Here is a 21,995-nt window from a genome sequence, read left to right as displayed (position 1 = left end):
CGTATACGGTTGCCCCCAGGCGCTGAACGGTCTCCCGAACAGGAGAGGGGCATTGCGAACTGACCAGATCTCATTGCATCGCTTCGTCATCGGCGAGCTCACCGCGGCCGGACTCGACCGCGACAAGCTGATCCGCGACATCGGCCTTCCCGGGTGGGCACTGGCCAGCCCGGAGGCACATGTTCCGAGCGAGATCTTCGCACGGCTGTGGGAAGTCGCCGAACACGAACTCGGTGATCCGAATGTCCCACTACGAGTGGCGAACAGATACAGCCTTGGCTGCCTGGGCCTCTACGACTACTTGTTCTCCACGGCGCCCGACCTCGGCTCCGGCCTACACACCCTCGGACCGTACGTCACCGCGGTGACCACCAATCACCGCTGGGGCCTGGTCCCCGAGGGCGACGACGAAATCACCCTCTCCATCGAGATGGTCGATACCGACGGCCACAGCCGTCAGCAAATCCATCTGTGGGCACTGGCGGCGGCCGTGACCCGCAGCCGCCTGGTGATCGCGGCACCGGTGATCCCGGTCCGAGTTCGGCTGCGCCAGGCGGCACCGAGGTCGCTGGACACGTTTGTCGAAGTATTCGGCACAACCGATATCCAGTTCAACGCGTCCGTCGATACGGTCACGTTCCGGGCGGCCGATATGAATCTGCCGCTGACGTCCACCGACCCATCGCTTGCCACGGTGCTGCGACCACTGGCCGACGCGCTGCCGCCGCCGCCCCCGCTGGCCACCACCTGGGCGGACCAGGTCGCGACAACCCTGGCCAAGGCGCTGGAGGTCGGTGAGATATCGCTCGAGGCCGTCGCCCGGCGGATGGCCACCAGCCCACGGACCTTGCAGCGGAGACTGATGGAGGCCGGGACGACGTGGCGTCAAGAGGTGGACCGGGCGCGCGCGATCCGATTGGCGGAGGCCACCGCGACCGGTCCCCTCACCCGAGCCCGCCAGGCCCAGTTGCTCGGCTACACCGATCCGGGTTCGATTCGGCGTGCGGCACAGCGCTGGTCGGTCACCCCGGCACACCGCCGCTGCGAGCAGTTGGACTGAACGCCGCCGGCCGGCCGGCGGCGTTCGGCCGTGGGCGCTACTTCAGGAAACGGGCGGCGATGCGCCAGAAGGTTCCACCCTCGATGGACCGGAAGTCCCAGCTTCTGGCGGCAGCGTGCGAGGCGGCGACGATGGCGGGTACGTCGAAATCGTAGCGGGTCGCCGTTCCCTTGGCTTCCAGCGCGGCAATCACATAGGCGGTGGCGGTCTCCCTGGTGGCGTACATGGCACTCTCCCCTCGTCGAGCGAACTCGGTACTGTCCGCATTGCACCGGGGCTATCGCTAGGCGACACGCCTAGCGCGGCGACACAGCGAACATGTTTCGAGTTTTGTGCGATGAGTGCGGCGACGCCAGCGCCTATTGCGCCAGATTAGTGATAAACGCGCCAATTTCGGATTCAGTGCGGCACGTGACGCCAGATCGGCAGCATTGATTGTGCGTCGAGCAATTCATCGCCTGCGTGCACGGCCTCGCCCAAACGCTCGAGGGCCAGCTCGGTATCCAGACCCGAACCGATGAGCACCAACCGGGTGGTGCGTTCCTCACCGCGGCGCCAATTCGTCGGCCCACACACGATATGCCGACCTACCATATGCAGCACGAACTTTCGGTGTTCGCCCGCGACTGCGAATGATACGAAACCCTTCGCACGGAACAGACCGGCCGGCGGATCCTCCAGAAAACGAGCCAGCAATCGCGGATCGAGATCGCCTGCACTGGTGAACGAGGCCGTGTCGTATTCGTCGTGCAGATGACGATGCCCGTCGGCGGGATCGTGGTGATGTTCGGCGAGCAATTCGTCGAAACTCAATTGCTGCGCCGCCCGCGGCGCTTCGCGCAACGGTTCGTCGAAGAGCAGCCCGGGTTCGATCCGGCCGTGCGTAGTCGCATATACCGGTGCCGGGTCGATGAGTGCGGCGATCTCTTCGCGCAGACTCATCAGCCGGGACTGATCGACGCGATCGGCCTTATTGACCACCACCAGATCGGCCAGGCGCAGATGGTCGGCCAGTTCCGGATGCCGCGCACGGTTGTCCGGGAACTGTTCGGCGTCGACCACTTCCACCAGCCCGCCGTAGCGGATACGCGGATTATCGCTGCCGACCACCATCCGGATGAGGTTGCGCGGTTCGGCGAGGCCGCTGGCCTCGACCACGATGACATCGATTCGGGCACTGGGCTGGGCCAGGCGATCGAAGAGCTCATCCAGCTCGCTGACGTCGACCGCGCAGCACACGCAGCCGTTACCGAGCGAGACCATGGCATCGACCTGGCCCGCCACCAGCATCGCATCGATATTGATCGCGCCGAAGTCGTTGACAACGACTCCGATCCGGGTGCCGCGGTTGTCGCGGAGCAGATGATTGAGCAACGTCGTTTTGCCGGACCCTAGAAACCCGGCGACGATCACGACAGGAATCGACTGGGCCACCCGGACACCCTACTGGCACCGGCCGACACCTTCCGCACAGCCGGATGCCCACCGGCTACGGGCAGGTGGGCATCCGGGTAGGCCGTGGATTCAGTCTGTCGGTGAGAACAGCGCGGCGGCCAGGGTGTAGGCGAGGTTGATCAGTTCCGCGGTGATCGCGGTGTCGTCCATGCCGAGCGCCTTGGCCAGCGGCATCAGCAACTCCATCACCGTGCCGACCACACCGTTGTCGGACTCCGGCTCGGGCGTCTTACTGCTCGATCCGCTCGGCGGTGTGGTGGTGCCCGGCGTCGCCTTCGGCGTAGTGGTCGAGGGCGTCGACTGCGGTGCGTTCGCGCCGGGAGCGGTCCGGGAGTTGTTGATGCCCGGTCGCTGCGCTGGCGCGGCCGGAGCCGTGGTGGTGGTCGTGGTGGTCGGCGCTTGGGAGGTGGACGGCGCAGGCGCCCCGGCCGGAGCGGGTTCGGTCGTCGGCGCCGTGGTCGTCGACGGCGTCGTGGTCGTCGACGGCGCCGGGCTCTCGGGTGCGGCCGCGGGTGTCTGCGGCGCCGGAGCCGGCGCGACCGCCGGACTGTCGACACCGCTCTCGGGCGCCGCCACCGGGGTGTCGCCCGCCGGGGGCGCACCGAGCAGGTAGCCGACCAGGCCGGTGGTGATGGCAATGGCGTGCTTCAGCTGACCATCGTCACTTTCGAGCAGTGCGGCGTCCTCCGGGTTGGCGCCGTTGCCCATTTCGATGAACACATCGGGCACGGTGGTCAATGCCGGTCCGGCCACATCGGCGCGGGTTTGCAGACCATCGACCACGCCCGCGTAGTTCGCCGACGGGAACCCCGACGACAGGTAGGCATCGCGCATCGACTTCGACGCCGCCAGACCGCCGGTCGACTGCGCCCGGTCGGCAGCGGCATCCGGAATCGGCAGCTGCGGCACGATGACATGGAATCCGCGATACTGCGCGGGAGCTCCGTCGGCGTGGATGCTGACCGCGACGGCCGCACCGGATTCGTTGGCGGCCCTGGCCCGCTCATCGATACAGCCGCCCCAGCCGCTGTCGTCCTGACGGCTGAGCAGCACCTCGGCACCGAGGCTTTCCAGCGAGGTCTTGACCAACTGGGCGACATTCCAGTTGATGGTGTGTTCGGCGACCCCGTTGAGTGAGGTCATGCCGGTGGTCTGACAGTCCTTGGTGCCGCCGCGGCCATCGCTGACCTGGCGGGACAAGTTCTCGGTGTGGTTCGGACCCTGATGGCCGGGATCGAGGAAAACGGTCTTGCCCGCCAGCTTGGTGGCCATGTCCGGCGAAATCGGTTCGGCGGACGCGGTGACACCGGACAGGGTGACCGTCATCGCCGCGCTGACGGCGGCGCAGATACCGGCCTTGACGATGTTCGGCTTCATGTGCGGTCGGCGCCCCGGGACGGAGCGCCCCTCCCTTCCCACTAGCTTCCCACTAGCAACACCAAACCCAGTGGTTCACTCTGGTCACAGCGGCAACCGCAGCGCAACCCCCGTTATCGAAGTGTGATCTGAGACATGACTGTTTACCGTCAGTGCCGAAGGAAGAGACGTCAGCGCAGGTCAGGCCACTCGCGGCAATTGCCGCAGGGCGCGCAGCGCATAGTGGACCCGGGTCTTGACCGTGCCGACCGGGATCCCGAAATCGGCCGCGACCTCTTGATAGGCCCGGTCACGCAGGATCACTTCGACGACCGCCGCGCGTTGCGAATCGGGCAGCCGGGCCAGCAGATCGTCGACCAGCAAACCGTCGACGAGGCCATCGGCGAAGTCGGGATGGGAGTAACGGACGTCGCTGAGTTCGGACACCTCTTCCCAGCCGGTGTCGCCTGGCCTGCTCGCACGCGCCCGTGCCATATCGATCATGACGTTGCGCTCGATGGCCAGCAGCCAGGTCCGGATGCTGCCCTTGCGTTCATCGAAGCGGGCACATGATCGCCAGGCCCGCAGCAGCGTCTCCTGTACGGCCTGCTCGGCCAGCCCCTGATCGCCCAGCGCGTGCATCGCCCGCCAGTGCAATAGTGCGCGATCCTCGGCCAGCACGGACGCAAGTCCGTCATCGGTGCACAATCGGGCACAGCCTGCCGCGCACGCGGATCCGGAAACCATTCGAGCCGAGCGACAACCTGTCATGTAAGAGTTATCGCAGCCGAGAGTCTCAGTGACATCACTCTCACGACATTGATTTGTGCGAATCGACAGAAATCCCCGATTCGACCGAATGGCGCACACCATTCTGGTAGATCTGCGCAGGGAGATTCGGGGATCTCTCGAGACAGGCCGCGCCGTGCGGCGAATAAGCGGGATTCGAGGAGACATCGTCATGCGGGCAGGCACGCTGGTCATTGCCGGGGCCATTGCATCGGTCACCACATTGCTCGGCGGTGGTACCGCTGCCGCCGCACCAGCCCCGGTGATGCCGCAGGACGGCGTCTATATCGTCGGTGTCGATATCTCCCCCGGACTGTGGGAAGCACCGGGAACGCCGGATCAAGCGCATGGTTGTGATTGGCGGCGGCTGTGGAAGGTCGAGGGTGACAACACCGATATGCGCTATGTCCGGGCCAACAACTACACCCGCGATACCCCGGTCCGAGTCCTCATCGAAGCGCACGATGTGGCGTTCCGGACGGTGAATTGCGGGCCATGGCGCCAGCTGCCCACGCCGCCGAACAGCGGCTCCGCCGGCACCCTGCCGACCCGCGGCTGACCGAAGCGGCCGGCCCACATCGTGAGCCGCTGCCCCGATCACGCGCTATCGAGCGCCGTTCAACAGCATTAGGGTCGGACCATGACGAGGACCAAGATTCTGATCACCGGCGCGAGCGCGGGGCTCGGCGCGGGTATGGCGCGGGCATTCGCCGCGAAGGGCCGCGATCTGGCGCTGTGCGCCAGGCGCCTCGACGCGCTCGAAGCATTACGCGACGAGCTGACCGCCGCCTACCCCGGCATCACGGTCACGGTGCGCGCGCTGGACGTCGACGATCACGACGCGGTTCCCCGCGTGTTCGGCGAACTGCGTGATGAACTCGGCGGCCTCGACCGGGTGATCGTGAACGCGGGCATCGGCAAGGGCACCAAGATCGGCACCGGGCGCGCGGATGCCAACCTCGCCACCGCCACCACCAACTTCGTCAGCGCACTGGCGCAAACCGAGGCCGCGCTGGCGATCTTCCGGGAACAGAACTCCGGCCATCTGGTCCTGGTCTCCTCAATGAGCGCGGTCCGCGGGTTCCCCGGCACGAGGGCCGCCTATTCGGCGAGCAAGGCCGGATTGGCCGCACTCGGCGACGGGCTGGCCGTCGAGCTGAGGAGATCACCGATCGCGGTAACGACCCTGCTGCCCGGCTTCATCGCCACCGATATGGTGGCCACCTCCGGCGACACTCGGCTGGTCGCCCCGCTCGAGCAGGGTGTCGGCGCGATGGTCGAGGCGATCGAGGCCGAGCGGGTGCGCGCGTGCGTCCCCGGATGGCCGTGGCGGCTGTTCGATCTCGTGTTACCCCGGCTTCCGCGTGCGGTGATCGCCAAGTTCAGCTGATCGCTTTCGGGCAGACTCGTGATCATGATCGATACCGAGGGCACCAGGTTGTTCCACCAGACGATGCCGTTCACCGAACGGCTCGGCGTCGAAGTACTCGAGCACGGTCCGAGGCTGGTTCGCAGCAGACTGGCATGGGACGAGTCGCTGTGCACCCTCGGCGGGGCGATGCACGGCGGCGTGCTCATGTCGCTGGCGGATGCGACGGCCGCGGTGTGTGCGTTCCTCAACCTGCCCGAGGGCGCGACCGGCACGACGACAGTGGAGTCCAAGTCGAACTTCCTGCGCGCCATCCGGTCGGGTCACGCGGTCGCCTCGAGCACGGCACTGCACCCCGGTCGTCGGTTCATCGTGGTGGAAACCGAAATCCACGACGACGCCGACAAACTCGTCGCGAAAGTGACCCAGACCCAAGCCGTGCTCTGAGCCGGAGCCGAACAACCCTTTAAGTCCGCCTTAAGGCCGCGTCAAGATCACGACGGCATCGTCATCGGTGCCGGCCGGACCTGTTCCGAGAGGGGGGAGCAGGTCCGGGCGGTGCGCAAATCGGCACGGCGGCAACCTTTCCGCGAACTCCGCGTCCGCCCGCTCGCTCGCACCGACGGGTTGCGGGGGCATCGCTCGGCATCCTACGATCCCGCTCGGCCCACCGAACACCAGCAGAGACGGGATTGTCTTGCCGAACGCGCATCCGGGACACCACAGTCCGCGCCGCCGCTTCACCGGCCGCCGTTTCCTCGGCGCACCCGCCGCCGCATTGGTCGCGGTCGCCGCGGGTTTCCTGGCACCGGCTCCCGCACTCGCCGACCCCGCGTCCTGCCCGCCCGCCGCGGTGTCCACCGCAACGGCCGCGCGGGTACCGCTGCTGGATTGGTCGGAGAACGTCGGTTTCGATGCCGACGGAAACCTCTGGGTCTCGCGCATCTTCCGCAATGTGGTGGAGCGTTATGACAGGGCGGGCAACCTCACCGCCACCGTCCCGGTCACCTTTCCCGGTGCGGTACGCCCTGGCCCGGACGGGCTGTTGTACGTCAACTTCGGCAACATCACCACGAGCACGATCATGAAGACCGGTGGTGTCGTCCGTTTCGACCCGTCCGCGCCGAACCCGGTGCCCGAGGTCTTCGTCGACAACATCGGCATGGCCAACGGCGCTGCTTTCGACGACGACGGCTACCTCTACATCACCGATACCGGCGGCGGCATCATCCGGGTGCGCCGCGACGGCAGCATCGACCGTGAGTGGACCGCCGCCGCGCCACAGGACTTCGGCCTCAACGGCATCGTGGTGCAGGGCGACGCGCTGTATGTGACGCTGCTGTCGAGCCCGACGGCGCGGATCCTGCGCGTCCCGATCGCCGACCCCGCGCATCCGAGTGTGGTGACCGATCTGTCTCCTCAGTCGAATCCCCCTGCGCTGCCCGACGATCTGACCGTCGGCCCCGACGGCATGCTCTATGTGAGCACGGCGACCGGCCGGTTGGCTCGTGTCGATGCCGCCACGGGCAGCACCTGCACGGTGGCCGCGACCCAGCCGATCACCGCTCTGGCCGTATCGCCCGGCCCGGATGCCACGGTGTTCGCGGGCACCGAGGGCGGCGACGTCCTGCGCATCCGGTTGAGCCAGGACAACTGACAGCAGCACAGCGTCACCACGCAGGCACCCGGGTCAGGCGGCCCTCGCCTCGGCTACTTGCCGTGCGCGCGTAGCTGATAGAGCCCCTCGGTCTCCGCGACCACCACACCGTTGGTGTCGGTGACGACCGCCTTCAGTGTGAAATCGGACTTGCCCGCGGCGGCGGCTTCATCGACGATCCTGGCGATCTCCTCCTCGGAGAGGGTCGCCTCGGCGCGCACATCGGTCTTGGCCGGTTTGCGGAAGTAGATGTGCAGATCCTTGACCAGCGGATAGAACTCCGAATTGTCGAAGGTGGCGATCGCGATCGCACCGCCGAGGATCTCGGCGACGGTGAACAGCACCCCTGCGTACATCACCCCGAAGTGATTGCCGTTGCCCTCCGCGGGCACCGAGGTGGCCGCATACCCGCGCCGCACCTCGACCGCCTGCACGCCCATCGTGTGCGCGATGGGGATGGTGTATTCCATCGCCCCGTTCACGATCTCGGTGAAGGGTGGCGTTTCAACGTCGCCCATGGGCAAACCGTCCTTTCAACAGATTCGAGCGTCCGGCGACAGCCGGACAATGGGCGTGCCCTCGGAACGAGCCCGATATTGGCACATCGCCAATACTGGCACGGCTGAGCTGTCCGCGAAAGACGGCTATCATCTGTATCGAGGTCGCCCATTCCCGCGGCCGACCGGACGATCGAAACCGTACCCGGGCAGCGACAAGACGGTATTCCCGAAAGGAATAACCGCCATGGCATGGGCAATTTTGGTTGCGTCCGGCATTCTGGAAGCCGTCTGGGCCACCGCACTCGGCAAATCCGAAGGGTTCACCCGACTCGCACCGTCGGCGGTGTTCGGTGTCGCGCTGGTGCTGTCCATGGCAGGCCTCGCCTACGCGATGCGCACCCTGCCGGTGGGCACCTCGTACGCGGTGTGGGTCGGCATCGGCGCCGCACTCACCGTCCTCTACGCGATGGCCACCGGCTCGGAGAGCGTGTCGGTGCTGAAGATCGCCCTGTTGGTGCTGATCGTCGGGGGTGTGGTCGGGCTGAAGCTCGCCCACTGACCACTCAGGCGGTATCGAATTCGCCTGCCCCGGAGGGCCTGCGTGGTGACGCTGCGCTACCGCCTCCGGCCCTTGACCAGGTCAGGCGGTGTCGAATTCGCCTGCCCCGGAGGGCCTGCGTGGTGACGCTGCGCTACCGCCTCCGGCCCTTGACCGGGTCAGGCGACCACAGCCTTCGGTGTCGCCGGAATCTCGTCGGTGCTGGCATCGGGCACCTCGGTACCACGGATCGAGGTGCCTGCCGTCTCTCGCAGGAACGCCCAGGCGACCAGGCCGATCAGTGCGGCGCCGATCATGTAGAAAGCAGGGAACAACGACCAGCCGGTCGATTCGATGACCGCCTCGTTGACCAGTGGCGCGGTACCGCCGAACACCGCCGTCGACACGTTGTAGGCGAGGGCGAAGCCGGCGTAGCGCACATGAGTCGGGAAGATGGCGGGGAACGTCGCGGAGATGGTGGCCAGCTGCGGGATATAGAACAGTCCGAGCACCACGAAGCCGAGCACGGCCCATGCGGTGCCCACACCCATCAGCCAGTACATCGGCACCGCGAGCACGGCGAGCCCGACCAGCGACACCAGCCACAGCGGCCGCCGCCCGACCCGGTCGGAGAGCCCGCCGAAGAACGGGATGCACACCATCATCACCAGCTGGCCGATCAGCATCATCGTGGTGGTGGTCGATTCGTCCAGGCCGATCGTCTTCTGCAGATACGTCGGCTGGTAGGTGAGCAGGGTGTAATTGACCACGTTCAACGCGACGACGAGCCCGGCGAGGGTGAGCAGTTCGCGCCGGTAGGAGGTCACCAGCTCACGCAGACCGGTCGGCGGGTGCGGGTTCTCCGAGACCTCGGTGAAGACCGGCGACTCGTCGAGCCGGGCCCGCAGGTACCAGCCGATCAGGCCGAGCGGGACGGCCAGCAGGAACGGGATCCGCCAGCCCCAGTCGTGCATGGCATCCGAACCGATGGCCAGCTGGCAGGCCAGCACGACGGCCGAGCCGCCGACGAACCCGCCGAGGGTGCCGAACTCCAAGAAGCTACCGAGGAAACCGCGCCTTTTGTCGTTGGCGCATTCGGCCAGGTAGGTCGCGGCACCACCGTATTCGCCGCCGGTGGAGAAGCCCTGGATCACGCGCAGCAGGATCAGCAGGATCGGCGCGAGCACACCGACCTGACCGTGCGTGGGCAGCACACCGATCAGACCGGTCGCGGCGGCCATCAACAGAATCGTCGTCGCGAGGACGGCTTTACGCCCGACGCGGTCGCCGAGCGGACCCCACACCATGCCGCCGAGCGGCCGCAGCACGAAGGAGATGGCGAAGCCGAGCATGGTGCCGAGCGTCCCGAGTTCGCCGGGGAAGAAGGCGTCGGTGAGGTAGGTGGCCGTCGCGGCGTAGACACCGTAGTCGAACCACTCGGTGGCATTTCCCATCGCCGACGCGGCGACCGATCTCTTGATTCGCCCGGCTTCCGGTGTTCGGTCCGTCACGAGCACGTCCTCTCCGGCCCGCCGAACCACCCCTGCTGGCTCGACCGGCACTGATTCGTTCAGCCCATCGGCCACAGCTGTGGCCGAGGGCTCGACACGAAGAACTTCGATACCCGCTTCTGCTCGGTAGTAAACATTCCGCTACCCCGACCACCCCTACGAACCGCCACGCCGACCTGCGAATCGACGGTGGAACGTGATTCCAATCACAGTGACGTGACATGGGGTGGGTCACAGGGTTTCGCCCATGGTGGCAATGGCCGCCGTTCGGCGTCGGTCACCGCGATATGACACGATCGGCGGGCCGACACGATCGGCGGGCGGAAGGATGCGCATGGGCTCAACTGTTTTCGCGGTCGCGCTACCGGTCGCACTCGGCATCGTCATGTTCGGTCTCGGGTTGACGCTGACCGTCGAGGATTTCGCCAGGGTGGTGAAATATCCCAAGGCGGCGCTGGTGGCGTTGACCTGCCAGTTGGTCGTGATGCCGATCATCTGTTTCGGCTTGGTGAAGGCCTTCGGGCTCGACGGCGCACTCGCTGTCGGCATGATGCTGCTTGCCGCCTCACCCGGCGGCTCGTCGGCGAACCTGTTCAGCCATATCGCGGGCGGCAATGTGGCGCTGAACGTGACGCTCACCGCGATCAATTCGGTGCTCGCGGTGTTCACGCTTCCGGTTGTGGTCGGCCTGTCGTATGCGGTCTTTCTCGACGACGGCGCGGGTCTCGGGTTGCAACCGGCCAAGTTCTTGCAGGTCTTCGCCATCGTGCTGGTGCCCGTCGCGCTCGGTATGTGGGTGCGCCGCCGGTGGACCGAGTGGGCGCTCCGTAGGCAGCGCACAGTGAAGATCGGTTCGGGCGTCGTACTCGTCCTGGTGGTCTGCGCCGCGCTGTTCTCCGAATTCGACGCCTTCACCGACCATGTGGGCGAGCTCGGGGCAATCGCGCTGCTGCTGTGCACGATCGGGCTCGGCATCGGTTACGGAGTGCCGCGGCTGTTCGGTGTGCGCCACGGGGATGCGATCGCCTCGAGTATGGAAATCGGTGTGCACAATGCGGCATTGGCCATCGCGGTCGCGGCGACGGTGCTGAACAACGACACGATGGCCGTGCCCGCCGCCGTCTACGGTTTCCTGATGAATATTCCTGCGGGCGTGGCGACCGTGATGTTCGCGCGGTCGCGGACCGAACAGGCATCCGCGGAACCGGGCGCCGAATCATTGACGGCCGATCGAAGCGCCTGAGCATCCGGTGTGCGAGTAGGCCCGCTACCCGCACACCGGTCGGCTACGTCGTGGCGCGCTCGGCGTCCCGCGGCTCCGGCAGCACTCCGTCCGCGCGGAACGCGGCGAGGTACCGGTCGATGACCTCGGAGGTGATCGCCGGGCAGACGATCCCCGCCGGATCGAGGGCGGAACGCGCCGCGCTGTCGTCGAGAATCACATCGGCGACACCAGGATCGCCCAGGTCGGCGTAGTTGCCGAGCAGCAGGGTCGCGCGCATCAGGTCGTCATGGCCGACGGCCTGTTCGGTCAGGCGTTGCTTCGCTTCGTCCAGATCGACGGTGTCGATGCGATAGCCCATCCGGACCAGCCCGGCCACGATGTCGGCCACCCGGGTCGGCGTGGTGTTCACCAGGTGATAGCGGTCGGCATCGGGAAGACCGGTGTTGGCGATGGCAACCAGGGCACGAGCCACGTAGTCGACCGGGGCGAGCGAGACCGCGGTGTCCCCGAGATCCGGCGTGACACCGAGCAGCGCGGCGGCGCGCACCATGGTCCACATCGAGTCGTCGGCACTCATCACGCCGGTATCGACGGAACCGCAGATGAGACCGGGCCGGTACACCGCGACGGGAACACCGCGCGCGCCCGCCTGGAGCACCAACTGCTCCGCCACCCATTTCGCGGCCACATAGCCGTGCCTGGTGACCTCGGCCGCCGGAATATCGCTGTCCTCCAGCACTACTCCGCTGGTCTCGGTGCCGAGTACGGCGTTGAGGGTGGAGACGAAATGCACCGGTTTGATCCGGACGGTGGTCGCCAGCCGCAGGACCTCTGTGGTGCCGCCGACATTGGCCGCGCGCAAATCGGCATAGGACTCCAGGTGATTGACCCGGGCGCCGTTGTGGTGGATGACGCTGATCCGGGCGGCCAGATCGGCGAAGTCGGCCTCGCTCAGCCCGAGTCGCGGCTGCTCGAGGTCACCGGGCACCGCGACGACCCGTTCGGCCAGATCGTGGTTGGGCAACTGGTAGCGCGCCAGCGCGGTCGTGATTCGGCGCAACCCGTCTGCGCGATCACGGCCGCGCACCAGGCACCAGATGCGGGAATCGGTGCGGTCGAGCAGTTCCCGCAGCAGATGCACGCCGAGGAAGCCGGTGGCACCGGTGAGCAGGACGTCACCGGTGTCCACCGGCGGCACCAGGTCGGCGATATCGATGGCCGGGTCGAGGCGCGTGTCGGCGACGAGGCCCGCGACCCACCGGTCATCACGTTCGGCGGCCGGTTCGAGGGCCGTGATCGCGCGTACCGTCGGCTGTTCGAAGACGGTGCGCGGATCGACCTCGATGCCGAGTTCTTCGGCCAGCCGGGTACGCAGGGTGAACACGAGCAGCGAGGTGCCACCGAGATCGAAGAAGGTGTCGTCGAGACCGATCGTGTCGATACCGAGGACATCGGAGAAGACCGCGGCTACGGCGATTTCGCGTTCGGTGGTGGGTACGGCGCTCGAGTCGCTCGCGGTAGGGGCGTTGGCCGCGATGGCAGCGGCCCTGCCCTGATCCTGCAGTGCATGCCCGTGCTCCGGTGAGCCCTCCTGCCCACCGAGGACACTCGCCGGATCACCGACGATCCGAGCCACGACATCCTGGAAGCGCCGTGCGATGCCCGCCACGGTCGCCCGGTCGTACCGTTCGGTCGCGTAACGGAATTCGGCGGTGATCCCCTCACCTGCGGGCTGGGGACGCAGCGTGAGCGCGAGTTCGAAATGTGTACTCTCGCGCGGAAGGTCCAGCGCTGCCACGCGGAGCCCATCCAATTCCAGCTGTGGCAGCGCGGGCAGGTTCTCGAAGGAGAACACCGTCTGGAACAGCGGCGAACGCCCCTCGACGCGTGGCGGATTCACCGCCTCGACGATCTGGTGAAACGGAACATCAGCATTGTCGAAGGCGTCCAGTGTCGCCGCCCGGACGCGGGCCAGCAGCGCGGTGAACGGTTCGCCGGGCTCGACCCGCACCCGCACGGGCAGGGTGTTGACGAACATGCCGACCAGGTGGTCCAGCGCGGGATGGCCGCGACCGGCCACCGGCGTGCCGACGGTGATATCGCTGCTGCCGCACAACTCGTGCAGCAGCATGATGTACGCGGCGTAGGTGACCATGAAGACGGTGGCCTCGTTGCGGGAGGCCAGTTCGGTGAGCGCGGCCGCGGTCGACCGATCGATCTCGACATCAACCGTGGCGCCGGGGCCTTCGCTCGCGCCGGGGCGGTCGGCTGGCAATGCCAACTGGCCGGGAGTACCTGCGAGGGTGTTGGTCCAGTGCGCGAGCTGACGAGCGGCCACCGAACCGGTGTCGGCACTGCCGCCGAGCCGATTCTGCTGCCACAGTGTGTAATCGGTGTACTGGACCGGCAACGGCGTCCATGCGGGCGCAAAGGCGGCGGCGTGTGCGGCGTAGGCCGTGGTCAGGTCTGCGACCAGGGGCCCGAACGACCAACCGTCGGCGGCGATGTGATGGGCGACGAGCACAAGGACGTGCTCGGTGGCGCCGAGTCGCAGCAGCCGCACTCGCACCGGGAGATCGCGGGTGACGTCGAACGGCGCGCTGGTGATCGCGGACAGTCGCTGGCCGAGGTCCGCGCGGTCGATGTCGACGGGCGCGAGGTCGATCAGCTCGGCAGCCCTGGTGGTGGGCAGCATTCGCTGATACGGCCCGGCAGGCGTCTCCGGATAGACAGTGCGCAGCACCTCGTGACGGTCGAGAACCGCAGTAACGGCGGCTTCGAGGACCACCGAATCCAGTGGACCGGTCAGGGTGAGCGCGACCGGCAAATGGTAGGCCGCTGATTCCGGCATCAGCTGGTTGAGCAACCAGAGGCGCAACTGGGCGGGTGCCGGCGGAATGCGTTCCGGGCGTGGACCTGCGGTGGGGACAAGCGATTCGCCGGGACGGGAGTCGATGCGAAGCGCCAGGCTCGCGACGGTCGGTGCGTCGAAGACCGTGCGTACTCCGGTGCCGAGGCGCACGGCGAGCTGAGTCGCCGTCAGCGAGGTGCCGCCCAGTGCGAAGAAGTCGTCGCCCGCACCGACCGATTCGACGCCGAGCACGTCGGCGAACACCGCGGCCACCTGCCGTTCCGCGGGAGTGGCAGGCGCGCGGAATCCGGTGCGGCCGAAGACCGGTGCCGGCAGCTTACGGGTATCGAGCTTGCCGTTGGGGGTCAGCGGCAACGCCTCGAGCACCATGTAGGCGGCCGGGCGTAGATAGGCGGGCAGCGCGTCGGCCAGCTCGGCGCGCATCGTGTCGATGTCGATGTGCGCGGCGGGTGTTGGCACCAGGTACGCCACCAGATGCGCTCCGGTGCGTGGATCGGTGTGAACGGTGACCGCCGCACGGGCGATCTCCTTGCGCGCGGTCAGAACGGTCTCGATCTCCCCCGGTTCGATCCGATGTCCGCGCACCTTGATCTGAAAGTCGGTGCGGCCGTGGTAGATCAGCGCCGGATCCGGTCCGTCGGTGATGGTCACCAGATCACCCGTCCGATACAGCCGATCGCCGGGCCGGTACGGGTCGGCGACGAAACGGGTCGCGGTCAACCCCTGCTTGCCGTGGTAGCCGCGCGCCAGCGCAGGCCCGCCGATATACAGCTCACCGGGTGTCCCCGGCGGTACCGGGCGCAGCAGTGCGTCGAGCACGACTGCGCGGAAGCCACGCAGCGGGGCACCGATGGTGACCGGATTGCCTGCGACCAGTTCGCCGATCGTGGCGATATCGGTGGCCTCGGTGGGGCCGTAGCCGTTGCGCATCAGCCGTCCGGGCGCCCAGGCGTCGACCAGATCAGATCGGATGGCCTCCCCGCCGACGCCGAGCACGCGCAGCGACGGCAGCGCCGCAGGATCCAGCGTGGCGAGCACGGCGGGGGTGATGATCGCGTTGGTCACCGCTTCGCGGCGCATCAGCTCGGCCAGATCCGCACCGGCCACCACATAGCGCGGCGCGACGATGAGCGTTGCCGCACCCGCCAGTGCGCACAGCTGCTCGCCGACCGCCATATCGAAGCCCGGCGAGGCGTGGTGCAGGGTGCGGGCCTGCGGATGCAGGTCGTAGCGGTCGCGACGTTCGGTGGCCAGATTCGCCAGGCCGCCGTGGGTCACCAGGACGCCCTTGGGCAGGCCAGTCGAGCCGGAGGTGTAGATGAGGTAGGCCGGATGGGCAGGGTCGAGCCGCGCGCGGCGGTCGGCGTCGGTGATCGGTCCGGCGGCATGACCGGCGATGACGGCGGGAGCGTCGAGCAGCAGCCAGGTCGCTGAATCGGGGAGTTCGGCGCGGAACGGTTCGGTACTGACACCGAGATCCGCGCCGCTGTCGCCGAGGATATGAGCGATGCGCTCGGGCGGATAGCCGGGATCGATCGGCACGAACGCGGCGCCAGCCTTGCTGATCGCCCACACCGCGGCCACCGATTCGGCGGAGCGCTCGAGTACCATGGCAACCAGGGTCTCCGGCCCCGCGCCCGCGGCGATCAGGGCCCGCGCGAGCCGGTCGGTCCAGGCGTCGAACTCGGTGTACGTCCAGCGCCGGTCGCCGTGTACGACCGCCGTTCCCTGCGGGTTGCGCGCCACCGCGGCTGCGATCAGCTCTGCCAACGGCACACTGGATACCGCATCGGTTCCCTGCCATGGCACGAGCTGCGCGCGTTCGGCCGGCCGCAGCACCTCGAGCGACTGCACGACGGTGTCGGCGGGCAGAGTGACGAGGTCGGCGAGGAATCGCACGAAGCGCCCGTGGTGAGCGATCAGCTCATCGCGGGTATACCTGTTCGGGTTGCCCTCGAATTCGATCCGCAGGCCGGTATCGGCGGCCGGGTAGATATTGAGCGCGAGATCGGCCACCGGGCCGGTGGACAGCAGATGCAGCGTGCCGGTGGCTGCGCCGAGATCGACGCCGGCGCGGAAGTTCATGATGTTGACCGCCGGGCCGAATCCCCGCTCGTCCGATCCGCGTTGGGCGATCCGGGCGACGTCTTCGCCACGGAAACGCTGATGGCGCAGCGCTCCGCTCAGCTCGCGCCGTGCCGCGGCGACGATCTCCTCCGTGGTGGCCGCGGGTCCGGTGGCCACCCGCAGCGGCACCACATTGGTCACCATGCCGCCGCCGCGGCGCAGCACAGCGGTGGTGCGTGCGGTGACCGGGAGACTCAACGTCACCTCGGGCAGTCCGGTCATCCTGGCGAGATATCCGGCCAGCGCGGCGACCAGCACTCCGGCGGTACCCGCGCCGGCGGCAGCTCGTTCGAGTGCCGCGTGCAGCCGGGGCTCTAGTACGTCACCGACGACGGTTGCCTGGGCGGCCGGGGCGCCGGGGCGGGTCGCGAGCGTCGCCGGTTCGGGCAGGTCGTCGACCTTGTCCGCCCAATAGCGGCGGTCGGTCTCGTAGCGCGAGGATTGCCGATAGGCGATATCGATGTCGACCAGGGTGGCCGGTGACTGCTCCGTCCCGGCGGGCAGCTCCTGGCCACGCACCATCGCCGCATACAGCTCGGCGTGCCGCTGCTGCAGCCGCATGGCGCCGTAGCCGTCGAGGGCGATGTGGTGCGCGCGGCTGTAGATGAAGTGCCGGTCCGGGCCGATGTGCAGGATCGTCGACTGCAGCGGCGGGTCATTACGCAGGTCGAACGGTGTGCACTGGTCAGCGCGCATCCAGTCGCGCGCGGCCGACTCGGGGTCGTGCTCGGCACGCAGATCGAGATAGCCGATCTCGTCGTCCTGGTCGTAGTCGATCCACTGGCGGACCTGGCCGTCGAACTCGACGTCGAATCGCAGATAGGCACCCATCTCGCGGGCGGCGATCCGGGCCGCGTCCTGATAGGCGATCCGATTCAGCGGACCGACGACGTCGATGTACTGGGTGGTCGTGAGTGGCACGTCACCCAGCAGCTGTTGGGCAAACCACACCTCGCGCTGCGCCGACGCCAACGGCAGGGACTCACCGACTTCGCCGGACGATCTCATCGTGCTCTACCTTGCATCTAGCGGGCCAAAGCCAAGAGGTTAGCCTAACCTTTGCCTGAAATCCACCCGCAAGTAATCGCCAGGTGCGCTTGCTCGAAATTAGCTATCTACCCCTATCGGGTGAGTCTCTGCCGGCACTGCCAGGAGGTTCGGCACGGGAGTACTGTCCGTAGGATCGGATCCATCGGCCATCGGCGAACCTTGGGCGAGGCCATCATGAACAATCGAATCCATTCGGCCACACCCGAACCCGAGCTCGGTTCGCCCGTGCGGACACCGAGCCCGGCAGCCGCGGCCCTGGCGGGAATCCTGGCGGGCGCGATCGTTCTCGGCATCGGACACCTGGTTGCCGCTCTCTTCGCCCCGGACGCTTCGCCGGTCTATGTGATCGGTTCCACCGTCGTCGACACCACACCCCATGCCCTGAAGGAATGGGCCATCCGGGAGTTCGGCAGTGGTGACAAGGCGGTGCTGTTCCTGGCAATGGCGGTGGTGATGACGGTCGCCGCGGCCGTCGCCGGGCTGCTGGACCGACGCCACAGGTACGGCAGCGTGCTGCTCGCGGTGGCCGGGCTGGCGGTCATGTGGGCGGCGGTGCGTCGACCGGACGCGACGATCAGCTGGGCTCTACCCACCCTCATCGGCGTGGTCGCGGGCATCTGCGCACTACGCCTCCTACTGGATCGGGCGCCCGGACAGCCGGACGACACCGATTCCTCGCGTCGACGATTCCTCCGACTGGCCGCCACCGCGGGCGCCGTCGCGGCGGGCTCGGCCGCACTCGGTCACTGGATCGGCGATCGCCTGCGTGACGTTGCCGCGGACCGGGCGGGGTTCACGGTGCCCTCCCCCGTGACGCCCGCCCCCGCAGTTCCCGACGGCACCCAGCTGCCGATCGACGGCATCACCGACTTCGTCACCGCCAACCACACCTTCTACCGCGTCGACACCGCATTGCGCCTACCCGCCCTCACCAGCGACGACTGGCGGCTGCGCATCCACGGCATGGTGGCGCGACCGGTCGAATACACCTTCACCGATCTGCGCGCCAGGCACGCGGTGGCCAGGATGATCACGCTGACCTGCGTATCCAACGAAGTCGGCGGCGATCTGGCGGGTAATGCCCTGTGGACCGGATACCCGCTGGCCGAACTACTCGCCGAGGCAGGCCCGGCGTCCGGTGCGGATATGGTGCTGTCCCGCAGCACCGACGGCTTCACCGCGAGCACACCGCTGGCCGCGCTCACCGACGGCCGCGACGCCCTGCTCGCGGTCGGAATGAACGGGGCACCGCTGCCGGTGGCACACGGCTACCCGGCGCGGCTGGTCGTGCCCGGTCTGTACGGCTATGTCTCGGCGACGAAATGGGTCGTCGAACTCGAAGTCACCCGATTCGATGCGGCGCAGGCCTATTGGACGCGTCGCGGGTGGGCCGAGCGCGCGCCGGTGAAGACCGCCTCACGCATCGATGTTCCGCGCCACCGCGCCACCCTGCCCGCCGGACAGATCGTGGTGGCGGGAGTCGCCTGGGCACAGCACGCTGGCATCGATCTGGTCGAAGTGCAGGTCGACGACCAGCCCTGGCAGCCGGCCACTCTCGCCACCGAGTACTCGACCGACACCTGGCGGCAATGGTTCTGGCCGTGGCAGGCGCAGCCGGGCAACCACACCCTGCGTGTGCGCGCGACCGACCGCACCGGCTACCGCCAAACCGACCAGCGCACACCACCTTTCCCCGACGGCGCGACAGGCTGGCACAGCCGCACGATCATCGTGCGCTGACCGGCTCAGATGCGCCGCATCACCGACACCACCTTGCCGAGTACTACCGCGCGGTCACCGTCGATGACGTCGTAGGCCGGGTTGCGCGGTTCCAGGTAGACGTGCCCATTGCGCCGCCGGTACACCTTCACGGTGGCTTCATCGTCGATCATGGCCGCGACGATGTCACCAGAGTGCGCCTCCTGCTGTTGGCGCACGACCACGATGTCACCGTCACAGATGGCGGCGTCGATCATCGAGTCACCGCGCACCCGAAGGCCGAATACCGTTCCGCGTCCGACAAGTTCACGCGACAGCGTGAGCATGTCGTCGCTGTGTTCCTCGGCGAGGATCGGCGCGCCTGCCGCGATATCACCGACGACCGGCACCGCGACGGTATCCTCGGCCGCCACCCGCTGCTCGGTGTCGCGCAGGAACAGTCGCACATCGATCGGCCGCGCCACCGCATCGCCGCGGCGCAGAAAGCCCTTCTCCTCCAATGCCTTCAGGTGCCGCGACACCGAGGACGCCGACCGCAGTCCCACCGCGTCCCCGAGCTGGCGGGTGCTCGGCGGATAGCCGCGCTCGACGACCCAGCGCTGAATGGTGGCGAGGATGCTGCGCTGCCGCGGCGGCAGCGTCGAGGTGTCGAGGTGCTCGTATCCGCTCACGCGGGAATGGTAGCGGTGCCGAACCGGTCGATCAGCTGCGGACTCGGTCCAGAATCGCGGTGTTGGCCGCGGACCAGGCCGATGAGTTCATGTCACCGAAATCGGCGTGACCGCCGCCCGGGGCACTTGCCTCCCTGTCGGCCGACAACCTCGCCGAATCCGCGATACTCCGGCGGCAGACCTGGTAAAGGTAGGTTTCGTGAGCCGAAAGCTGCTCCGCGCACTCGAGGTCGGCCTGACCGCGGTGGGACTGGCTTGGCTGCTGGCGTCCATACGCTCGGAGGCCGGGGTCGAACTGCTGGTGATATGGAACGGGCTGGCGATCGTCTATATGGTGACGGGCTGGCTGTTGCTTCGCCGCGACCTGCCCGCCGCGCGCCCCGAAGAGCTGTTCGGCCCCCGCTGGTACACAACCGTGCTTGCACTGGTGGCCAGCGGCTCGGGTCTGACGGCGGGTTTCGTCATGGTCGCCGATACCAATGCGGGAGACGAACTCGCGCAAGGAGTGTCGGCGGCCACCGTTCTGGTGTCGTGGCTGTTGCTGCATACGGCGTTCGCGCAGATCTACGCGCACGCGTTCTTCGCCGGTGCAGGTCTGCGCTTTCCGGATTGCCCGACACCCGGGCTGACGGAATTCGTGTACTTCTCCTTCGTCATCGGCACCTCGTTCGCGGTGTCGGACGTGTTGGTCGTGAGCACCGCGATGCGCCGCCGGGTCACCGCGCACAGCGTTCTCAGCTTCTTTTTCAATGTGGCCGTGGTTGCCATCGCGATCGATTGGCTGAAGGGTTGACTGTGCGTGCCGGTCCCCTCAACTACCGGCGCGCATCCAACTTCCGGTGACGCCATCACCAGACCGCGGTGCGGATTCGCGTTGGACGGGCGCGAACCCCTCCGCGGAATCTAGTGCGCCGCCGTGAATCCTGTGTGGAGGTCGGTGAGGATGTCGGTGATGTTTTCGATGCCGACGGCGAGGCGGATGAGGCCGGGGGTGACGCCTGCGGTGAGTTGTTGTTGGGGGGTGAGTTGGGAGTGGGTGGTGGAGGCGGGGTGGATGACGAGGGAGCGGACGTCGCCGATGTTGGCGACGTGGGAGTGCAGGGTGAGGGCGTCGACGAATTTCTTGCCGGCGTCGAGGCCGCCGCGGAGTTCGAACGACACGATGGCGCCGACGCCGTTGGGGGCGAGGTGTTTGCCGCGTTCGTGCCAGGGGGAGGAGGGGAGGCCGGCGTAGGCGACGGATTCGACGTCGGGGTGGCCTTGCAGGTATTCGGCGACCGCGGTGGCGTTGGTGACGTGGCGTTCGATGCGCAGGCTGAGGGTTTCGATGCCTTGGGCGATGAGGAAGGCGTTGAACGGCGACACCGCCGACCCGAGGTCACGCAACAACTGGACGCGGGCCTTCAACGCGTAGGCGGGGGCGCCGAGGTCGGCGAAGACCGCGCCGTGGTAGCTGGGGTCGGGGGTGGTGAACCCGGGGAACCGTGGGGCGCCGTTCTCGTCGCGGATGGTCCAGTCGAAGCTGCCGCCGTCGACGATGACCCCGGCCACGGCCGCGCCGTGCCCGCCCAAATATTTGGTGGCGGAGTGGACGACGATGTCGGCGCCGTGGGTCAGGGGTTGGATCAGGTAGGGGGTGGCGACGGTGTTGTCCACGATCAACGGCACCCCGGCTGTGTGGGCGACCGCGGCGATGCCGGGGATGTCGAACACCGCGCTGCTGGGGTTGGCGATGGTTTCGCCGTAGAAGGCTTTGGTGTTGGGGCGGATCGCGGCCCGCCACTGGTCGAGATCGTCGGGGTCGTCGACGAAGGTGACCTCGATACCGAGTTTGGGCAGGGTGTAGCGGAACAGGTTGTAGGTGCCGCCGTAGAGGTGGGGGCTGGACACGATGTGATCACCGGCGCCGGCGAGGTTGAGGATCGCGTAGGTTTCGGCTGCCTGCCCGGAGGCGACCAGCAGTGCCGCGACACCGCCTTCCAGGGCTGCGATGCGTTGTTCGACCACGTCCTGGGTGGGGTTCATGATGCGGGTGTAGATGTTGCCGGGCTCGGCCAGCCCGAACAGCGCCGCCGCGTGATCGGTATCGCGGAAGG

18 protein-coding genes and 1 riboswitch are annotated in these 21,995 nt (G+C 67.5%); of the genes, 9 read left to right on the top strand and 9 right to left on the bottom strand.

Annotation, left to right across the window (positions count from 1 at the left end):
- The first annotated feature begins 52 nt into the window (after positions 1 to 52).
- A complete protein-coding gene (locus GV792_RS18815) occupies positions 53 to 1,060 on the top strand; it encodes an AraC family transcriptional regulator (RefSeq protein WP_163825463.1) in 1,008 nt (335 codons plus the stop codon).
- Between the two features lie 37 nt (positions 1,061 to 1,097).
- On the opposite strand, the gene GV792_RS18810 is transcribed toward GV792_RS18815, so the two are convergent.
- The 4 genes from GV792_RS18810 to GV792_RS18795 form a co-directional block, all read right to left on the bottom strand.
- A complete protein-coding gene (locus GV792_RS18810) occupies positions 1,098 to 1,286 on the bottom strand; it encodes a hypothetical protein (protein ID WP_036538696.1) in 189 nt (62 codons plus the stop codon).
- A 173-nt stretch (positions 1,287 to 1,459) separates the two neighbouring features.
- Entirely contained in the window at positions 1,460 to 2,494 is a 1,035-nt protein-coding gene (locus GV792_RS18805) for a CobW family GTP-binding protein (protein ID WP_163825462.1), read from the bottom strand.
- Between the two features lie 90 nt (positions 2,495 to 2,584).
- Positions 2,585 to 3,892: an N-acetylmuramoyl-L-alanine amidase gene (locus GV792_RS18800; RefSeq protein WP_163825461.1), complete on the bottom strand. Its 1,308-nt coding sequence runs from the start codon at positions 3,890 to 3,892 to the stop codon at positions 2,585 to 2,587.
- 180 nt (positions 3,893 to 4,072) lie between these two features.
- A complete protein-coding gene (locus GV792_RS18795) occupies positions 4,073 to 4,618 on the bottom strand; it encodes a sigma-70 family RNA polymerase sigma factor (protein WP_163825460.1) in 546 nt (181 codons plus the stop codon).
- Positions 4,619 to 4,832: 214 nt separating this feature from the next.
- On the opposite strand from GV792_RS18795, the gene GV792_RS18790 reads away from it, so the two are divergent.
- The 4 genes from GV792_RS18790 to GV792_RS18775 all read left to right on the top strand — a co-directional run bounded on the left by GV792_RS18790 (position 4,833) and on the right by GV792_RS18775 (position 7,686).
- Positions 4,833 to 5,219: a hypothetical protein gene (locus GV792_RS18790; protein WP_163825459.1), complete on the top strand. Its 387-nt coding sequence runs from the start codon at positions 4,833 to 4,835 to the stop codon at positions 5,217 to 5,219.
- An 81-nt stretch (positions 5,220 to 5,300) separates the two neighbouring features.
- On the top strand, positions 5,301 to 6,050 hold the full coding sequence (locus tag GV792_RS18785) for an SDR family oxidoreductase (RefSeq protein WP_163825458.1): 750 nt from the start codon (positions 5,301 to 5,303) through the stop codon (positions 6,048 to 6,050).
- A 24-nt stretch (positions 6,051 to 6,074) separates the two neighbouring features.
- Positions 6,075 to 6,476: a PaaI family thioesterase gene (locus tag GV792_RS18780; RefSeq protein ID WP_163825457.1), complete on the top strand. Its 402-nt coding sequence runs from the start codon at positions 6,075 to 6,077 to the stop codon at positions 6,474 to 6,476.
- Between the two features lie 250 nt (positions 6,477 to 6,726).
- Positions 6,727 to 7,686: an SMP-30/gluconolactonase/LRE family protein gene (locus tag GV792_RS18775; RefSeq protein WP_163825456.1), complete on the top strand. Its 960-nt coding sequence runs from the start codon at positions 6,727 to 6,729 to the stop codon at positions 7,684 to 7,686.
- 53 nt (positions 7,687 to 7,739) lie between these two features.
- On the opposite strand, the gene GV792_RS18770 is transcribed toward GV792_RS18775, so the two are convergent.
- Positions 7,740 to 8,204 carry a PaaI family thioesterase gene (locus GV792_RS18770; protein ID WP_163825455.1) on the bottom strand — a complete coding sequence of 155 codons (465 nt, stop codon included), beginning with the start codon at positions 8,202 to 8,204 and terminating at the stop codon, positions 7,740 to 7,742.
- A gap of 141 nt (positions 8,205 to 8,345) precedes the next feature.
- Positions 8,346 to 8,413: riboswitch (guanidine-III (ykkC-III) riboswitch) on the top strand.
- Positions 8,414 to 8,430: 17 nt separating this feature from the next.
- Here GV792_RS18770 and GV792_RS18765 point away from each other — a divergent pair.
- A complete protein-coding gene (locus GV792_RS18765) occupies positions 8,431 to 8,745 on the top strand; it encodes a DMT family transporter (RefSeq protein ID WP_163825454.1) in 315 nt (104 codons plus the stop codon).
- A 158-nt stretch (positions 8,746 to 8,903) separates the two neighbouring features.
- Here the strand turns inward: GV792_RS18765 and GV792_RS18760 are convergent, their stop codons facing one another.
- Positions 8,904 to 10,178, bottom strand: coding sequence for an MFS transporter (locus GV792_RS18760; RefSeq protein WP_163825542.1), 1,275 nt, complete (start codon positions 10,176 to 10,178; stop codon positions 8,904 to 8,906).
- Between the two features lie 391 nt (positions 10,179 to 10,569).
- Here GV792_RS18760 and GV792_RS18755 point away from each other — a divergent pair, with 391 nt between their 5' ends.
- Complete coding sequence (locus GV792_RS18755; RefSeq protein WP_163825453.1) at positions 10,570 to 11,478, top strand: bile acid:sodium symporter family protein; 909 nt, start codon at positions 10,570 to 10,572, stop codon at positions 11,476 to 11,478.
- 43 nt (positions 11,479 to 11,521) lie between these two features.
- Here GV792_RS18755 and GV792_RS18750 read toward each other — a convergent pair whose 3' ends face one another.
- Complete coding sequence (locus tag GV792_RS18750) at positions 11,522 to 17,467, bottom strand: non-ribosomal peptide synthetase (RefSeq protein ID WP_163825452.1); 5,946 nt, start codon at positions 17,465 to 17,467, stop codon at positions 11,522 to 11,524.
- 216 nt (positions 17,468 to 17,683) lie between these two features.
- Here GV792_RS18750 and GV792_RS18745 point away from each other — a divergent pair, with 216 nt between their 5' ends.
- A complete protein-coding gene (locus GV792_RS18745; protein ID WP_163825451.1) occupies positions 17,684 to 19,249 on the top strand; it encodes a molybdopterin-dependent oxidoreductase in 1,566 nt (521 codons plus the stop codon).
- Positions 19,250 to 19,254: 5 nt separating this feature from the next.
- On the opposite strand, the gene lexA is transcribed toward GV792_RS18745, so the two are convergent.
- Entirely contained in the window at positions 19,255 to 19,899 is a 645-nt protein-coding gene (lexA, locus tag GV792_RS18740; RefSeq protein ID WP_163825450.1) for a transcriptional repressor LexA, read from the bottom strand.
- Between the two features lie 199 nt (positions 19,900 to 20,098).
- On the opposite strand from lexA, the gene GV792_RS18735 reads away from it, so the two are divergent.
- The gene (locus GV792_RS18735) at positions 20,099 to 20,692 is read left to right on the top strand and encodes a DUF1345 domain-containing protein (RefSeq protein ID WP_163825449.1); all 594 of its coding nucleotides are present in this window, start codon (positions 20,099 to 20,101) and stop codon (positions 20,690 to 20,692) included.
- A gap of 110 nt (positions 20,693 to 20,802) precedes the next feature.
- On the opposite strand, the gene GV792_RS18730 is transcribed toward GV792_RS18735, so the two are convergent.
- Positions 20,803 to 21,995 (bottom strand): bifunctional o-acetylhomoserine/o-acetylserine sulfhydrylase (locus GV792_RS18730; RefSeq protein WP_163825448.1); only part of this gene is annotated, 1,193 nt, incomplete at its 5' end.

It is taken from the genome of Nocardia cyriacigeorgica, from assembly GCF_010868145.1.
Classification (GTDB): Bacteria; Actinomycetota; Actinomycetes; order Mycobacteriales; family Mycobacteriaceae; genus Nocardia; species Nocardia cyriacigeorgica_D.
Note: the sequence above shows the minus strand (reverse complement) of the source record. Positions and strands in the feature narration are given on the sequence as shown.

Excerpts from the sequence above, each read along its gene's own strand:
- GV792_RS18790 (WP_163825459.1), top strand. The coding sequence starts at position 4,833 with ATGCGGGCAGGCACGCTGGTCATTGCCGGGGCCATTGCATCGGTCACC.
- GV792_RS18785 (WP_163825458.1), top strand. The coding sequence starts at position 5,301 with ATGACGAGGACCAAGATTCTGATCACCGGCGCGAGCGCGGGGCTCGGC.
- GV792_RS18750 (WP_163825452.1), bottom strand. The coding sequence starts at position 17,467 with ATGAGATCGTCCGGCGAAGTCGGTGAGTCCCTGCCGTTGGCGTCGGCG.
- GV792_RS18770 (WP_163825455.1), bottom strand. The coding sequence starts at position 8,204 with ATGGGCGACGTTGAAACGCCACCCTTCACCGAGATCGTGAACGGGGCG.
- GV792_RS18755 (WP_163825453.1), top strand. The coding sequence starts at position 10,570 with ATGGGCTCAACTGTTTTCGCGGTCGCGCTACCGGTCGCACTCGGCATC.
- GV792_RS18800 (WP_163825461.1), bottom strand. The coding sequence starts at position 3,892 with ATGAAGCCGAACATCGTCAAGGCCGGTATCTGCGCCGCCGTCAGCGCG.
- GV792_RS18780 (WP_163825457.1), top strand. The coding sequence starts at position 6,075 with ATGATCGATACCGAGGGCACCAGGTTGTTCCACCAGACGATGCCGTTC.
- GV792_RS18765 (WP_163825454.1), top strand. The coding sequence starts at position 8,431 with ATGGCATGGGCAATTTTGGTTGCGTCCGGCATTCTGGAAGCCGTCTGG.
- GV792_RS18760 (WP_163825542.1), bottom strand. The coding sequence starts at position 10,178 with ATGGGAAATGCCACCGAGTGGTTCGACTACGGTGTCTACGCCGCGACG.
- GV792_RS18745 (WP_163825451.1), top strand. The coding sequence starts at position 17,684 with ATGAACAATCGAATCCATTCGGCCACACCCGAACCCGAGCTCGGTTCG.
- GV792_RS18795 (WP_163825460.1), bottom strand. The coding sequence starts at position 4,618 with ATGGTTTCCGGATCCGCGTGCGCGGCAGGCTGTGCCCGATTGTGCACC.
- GV792_RS18810 (WP_036538696.1), bottom strand. The coding sequence starts at position 1,286 with ATGTACGCCACCAGGGAGACCGCCACCGCCTATGTGATTGCCGCGCTG.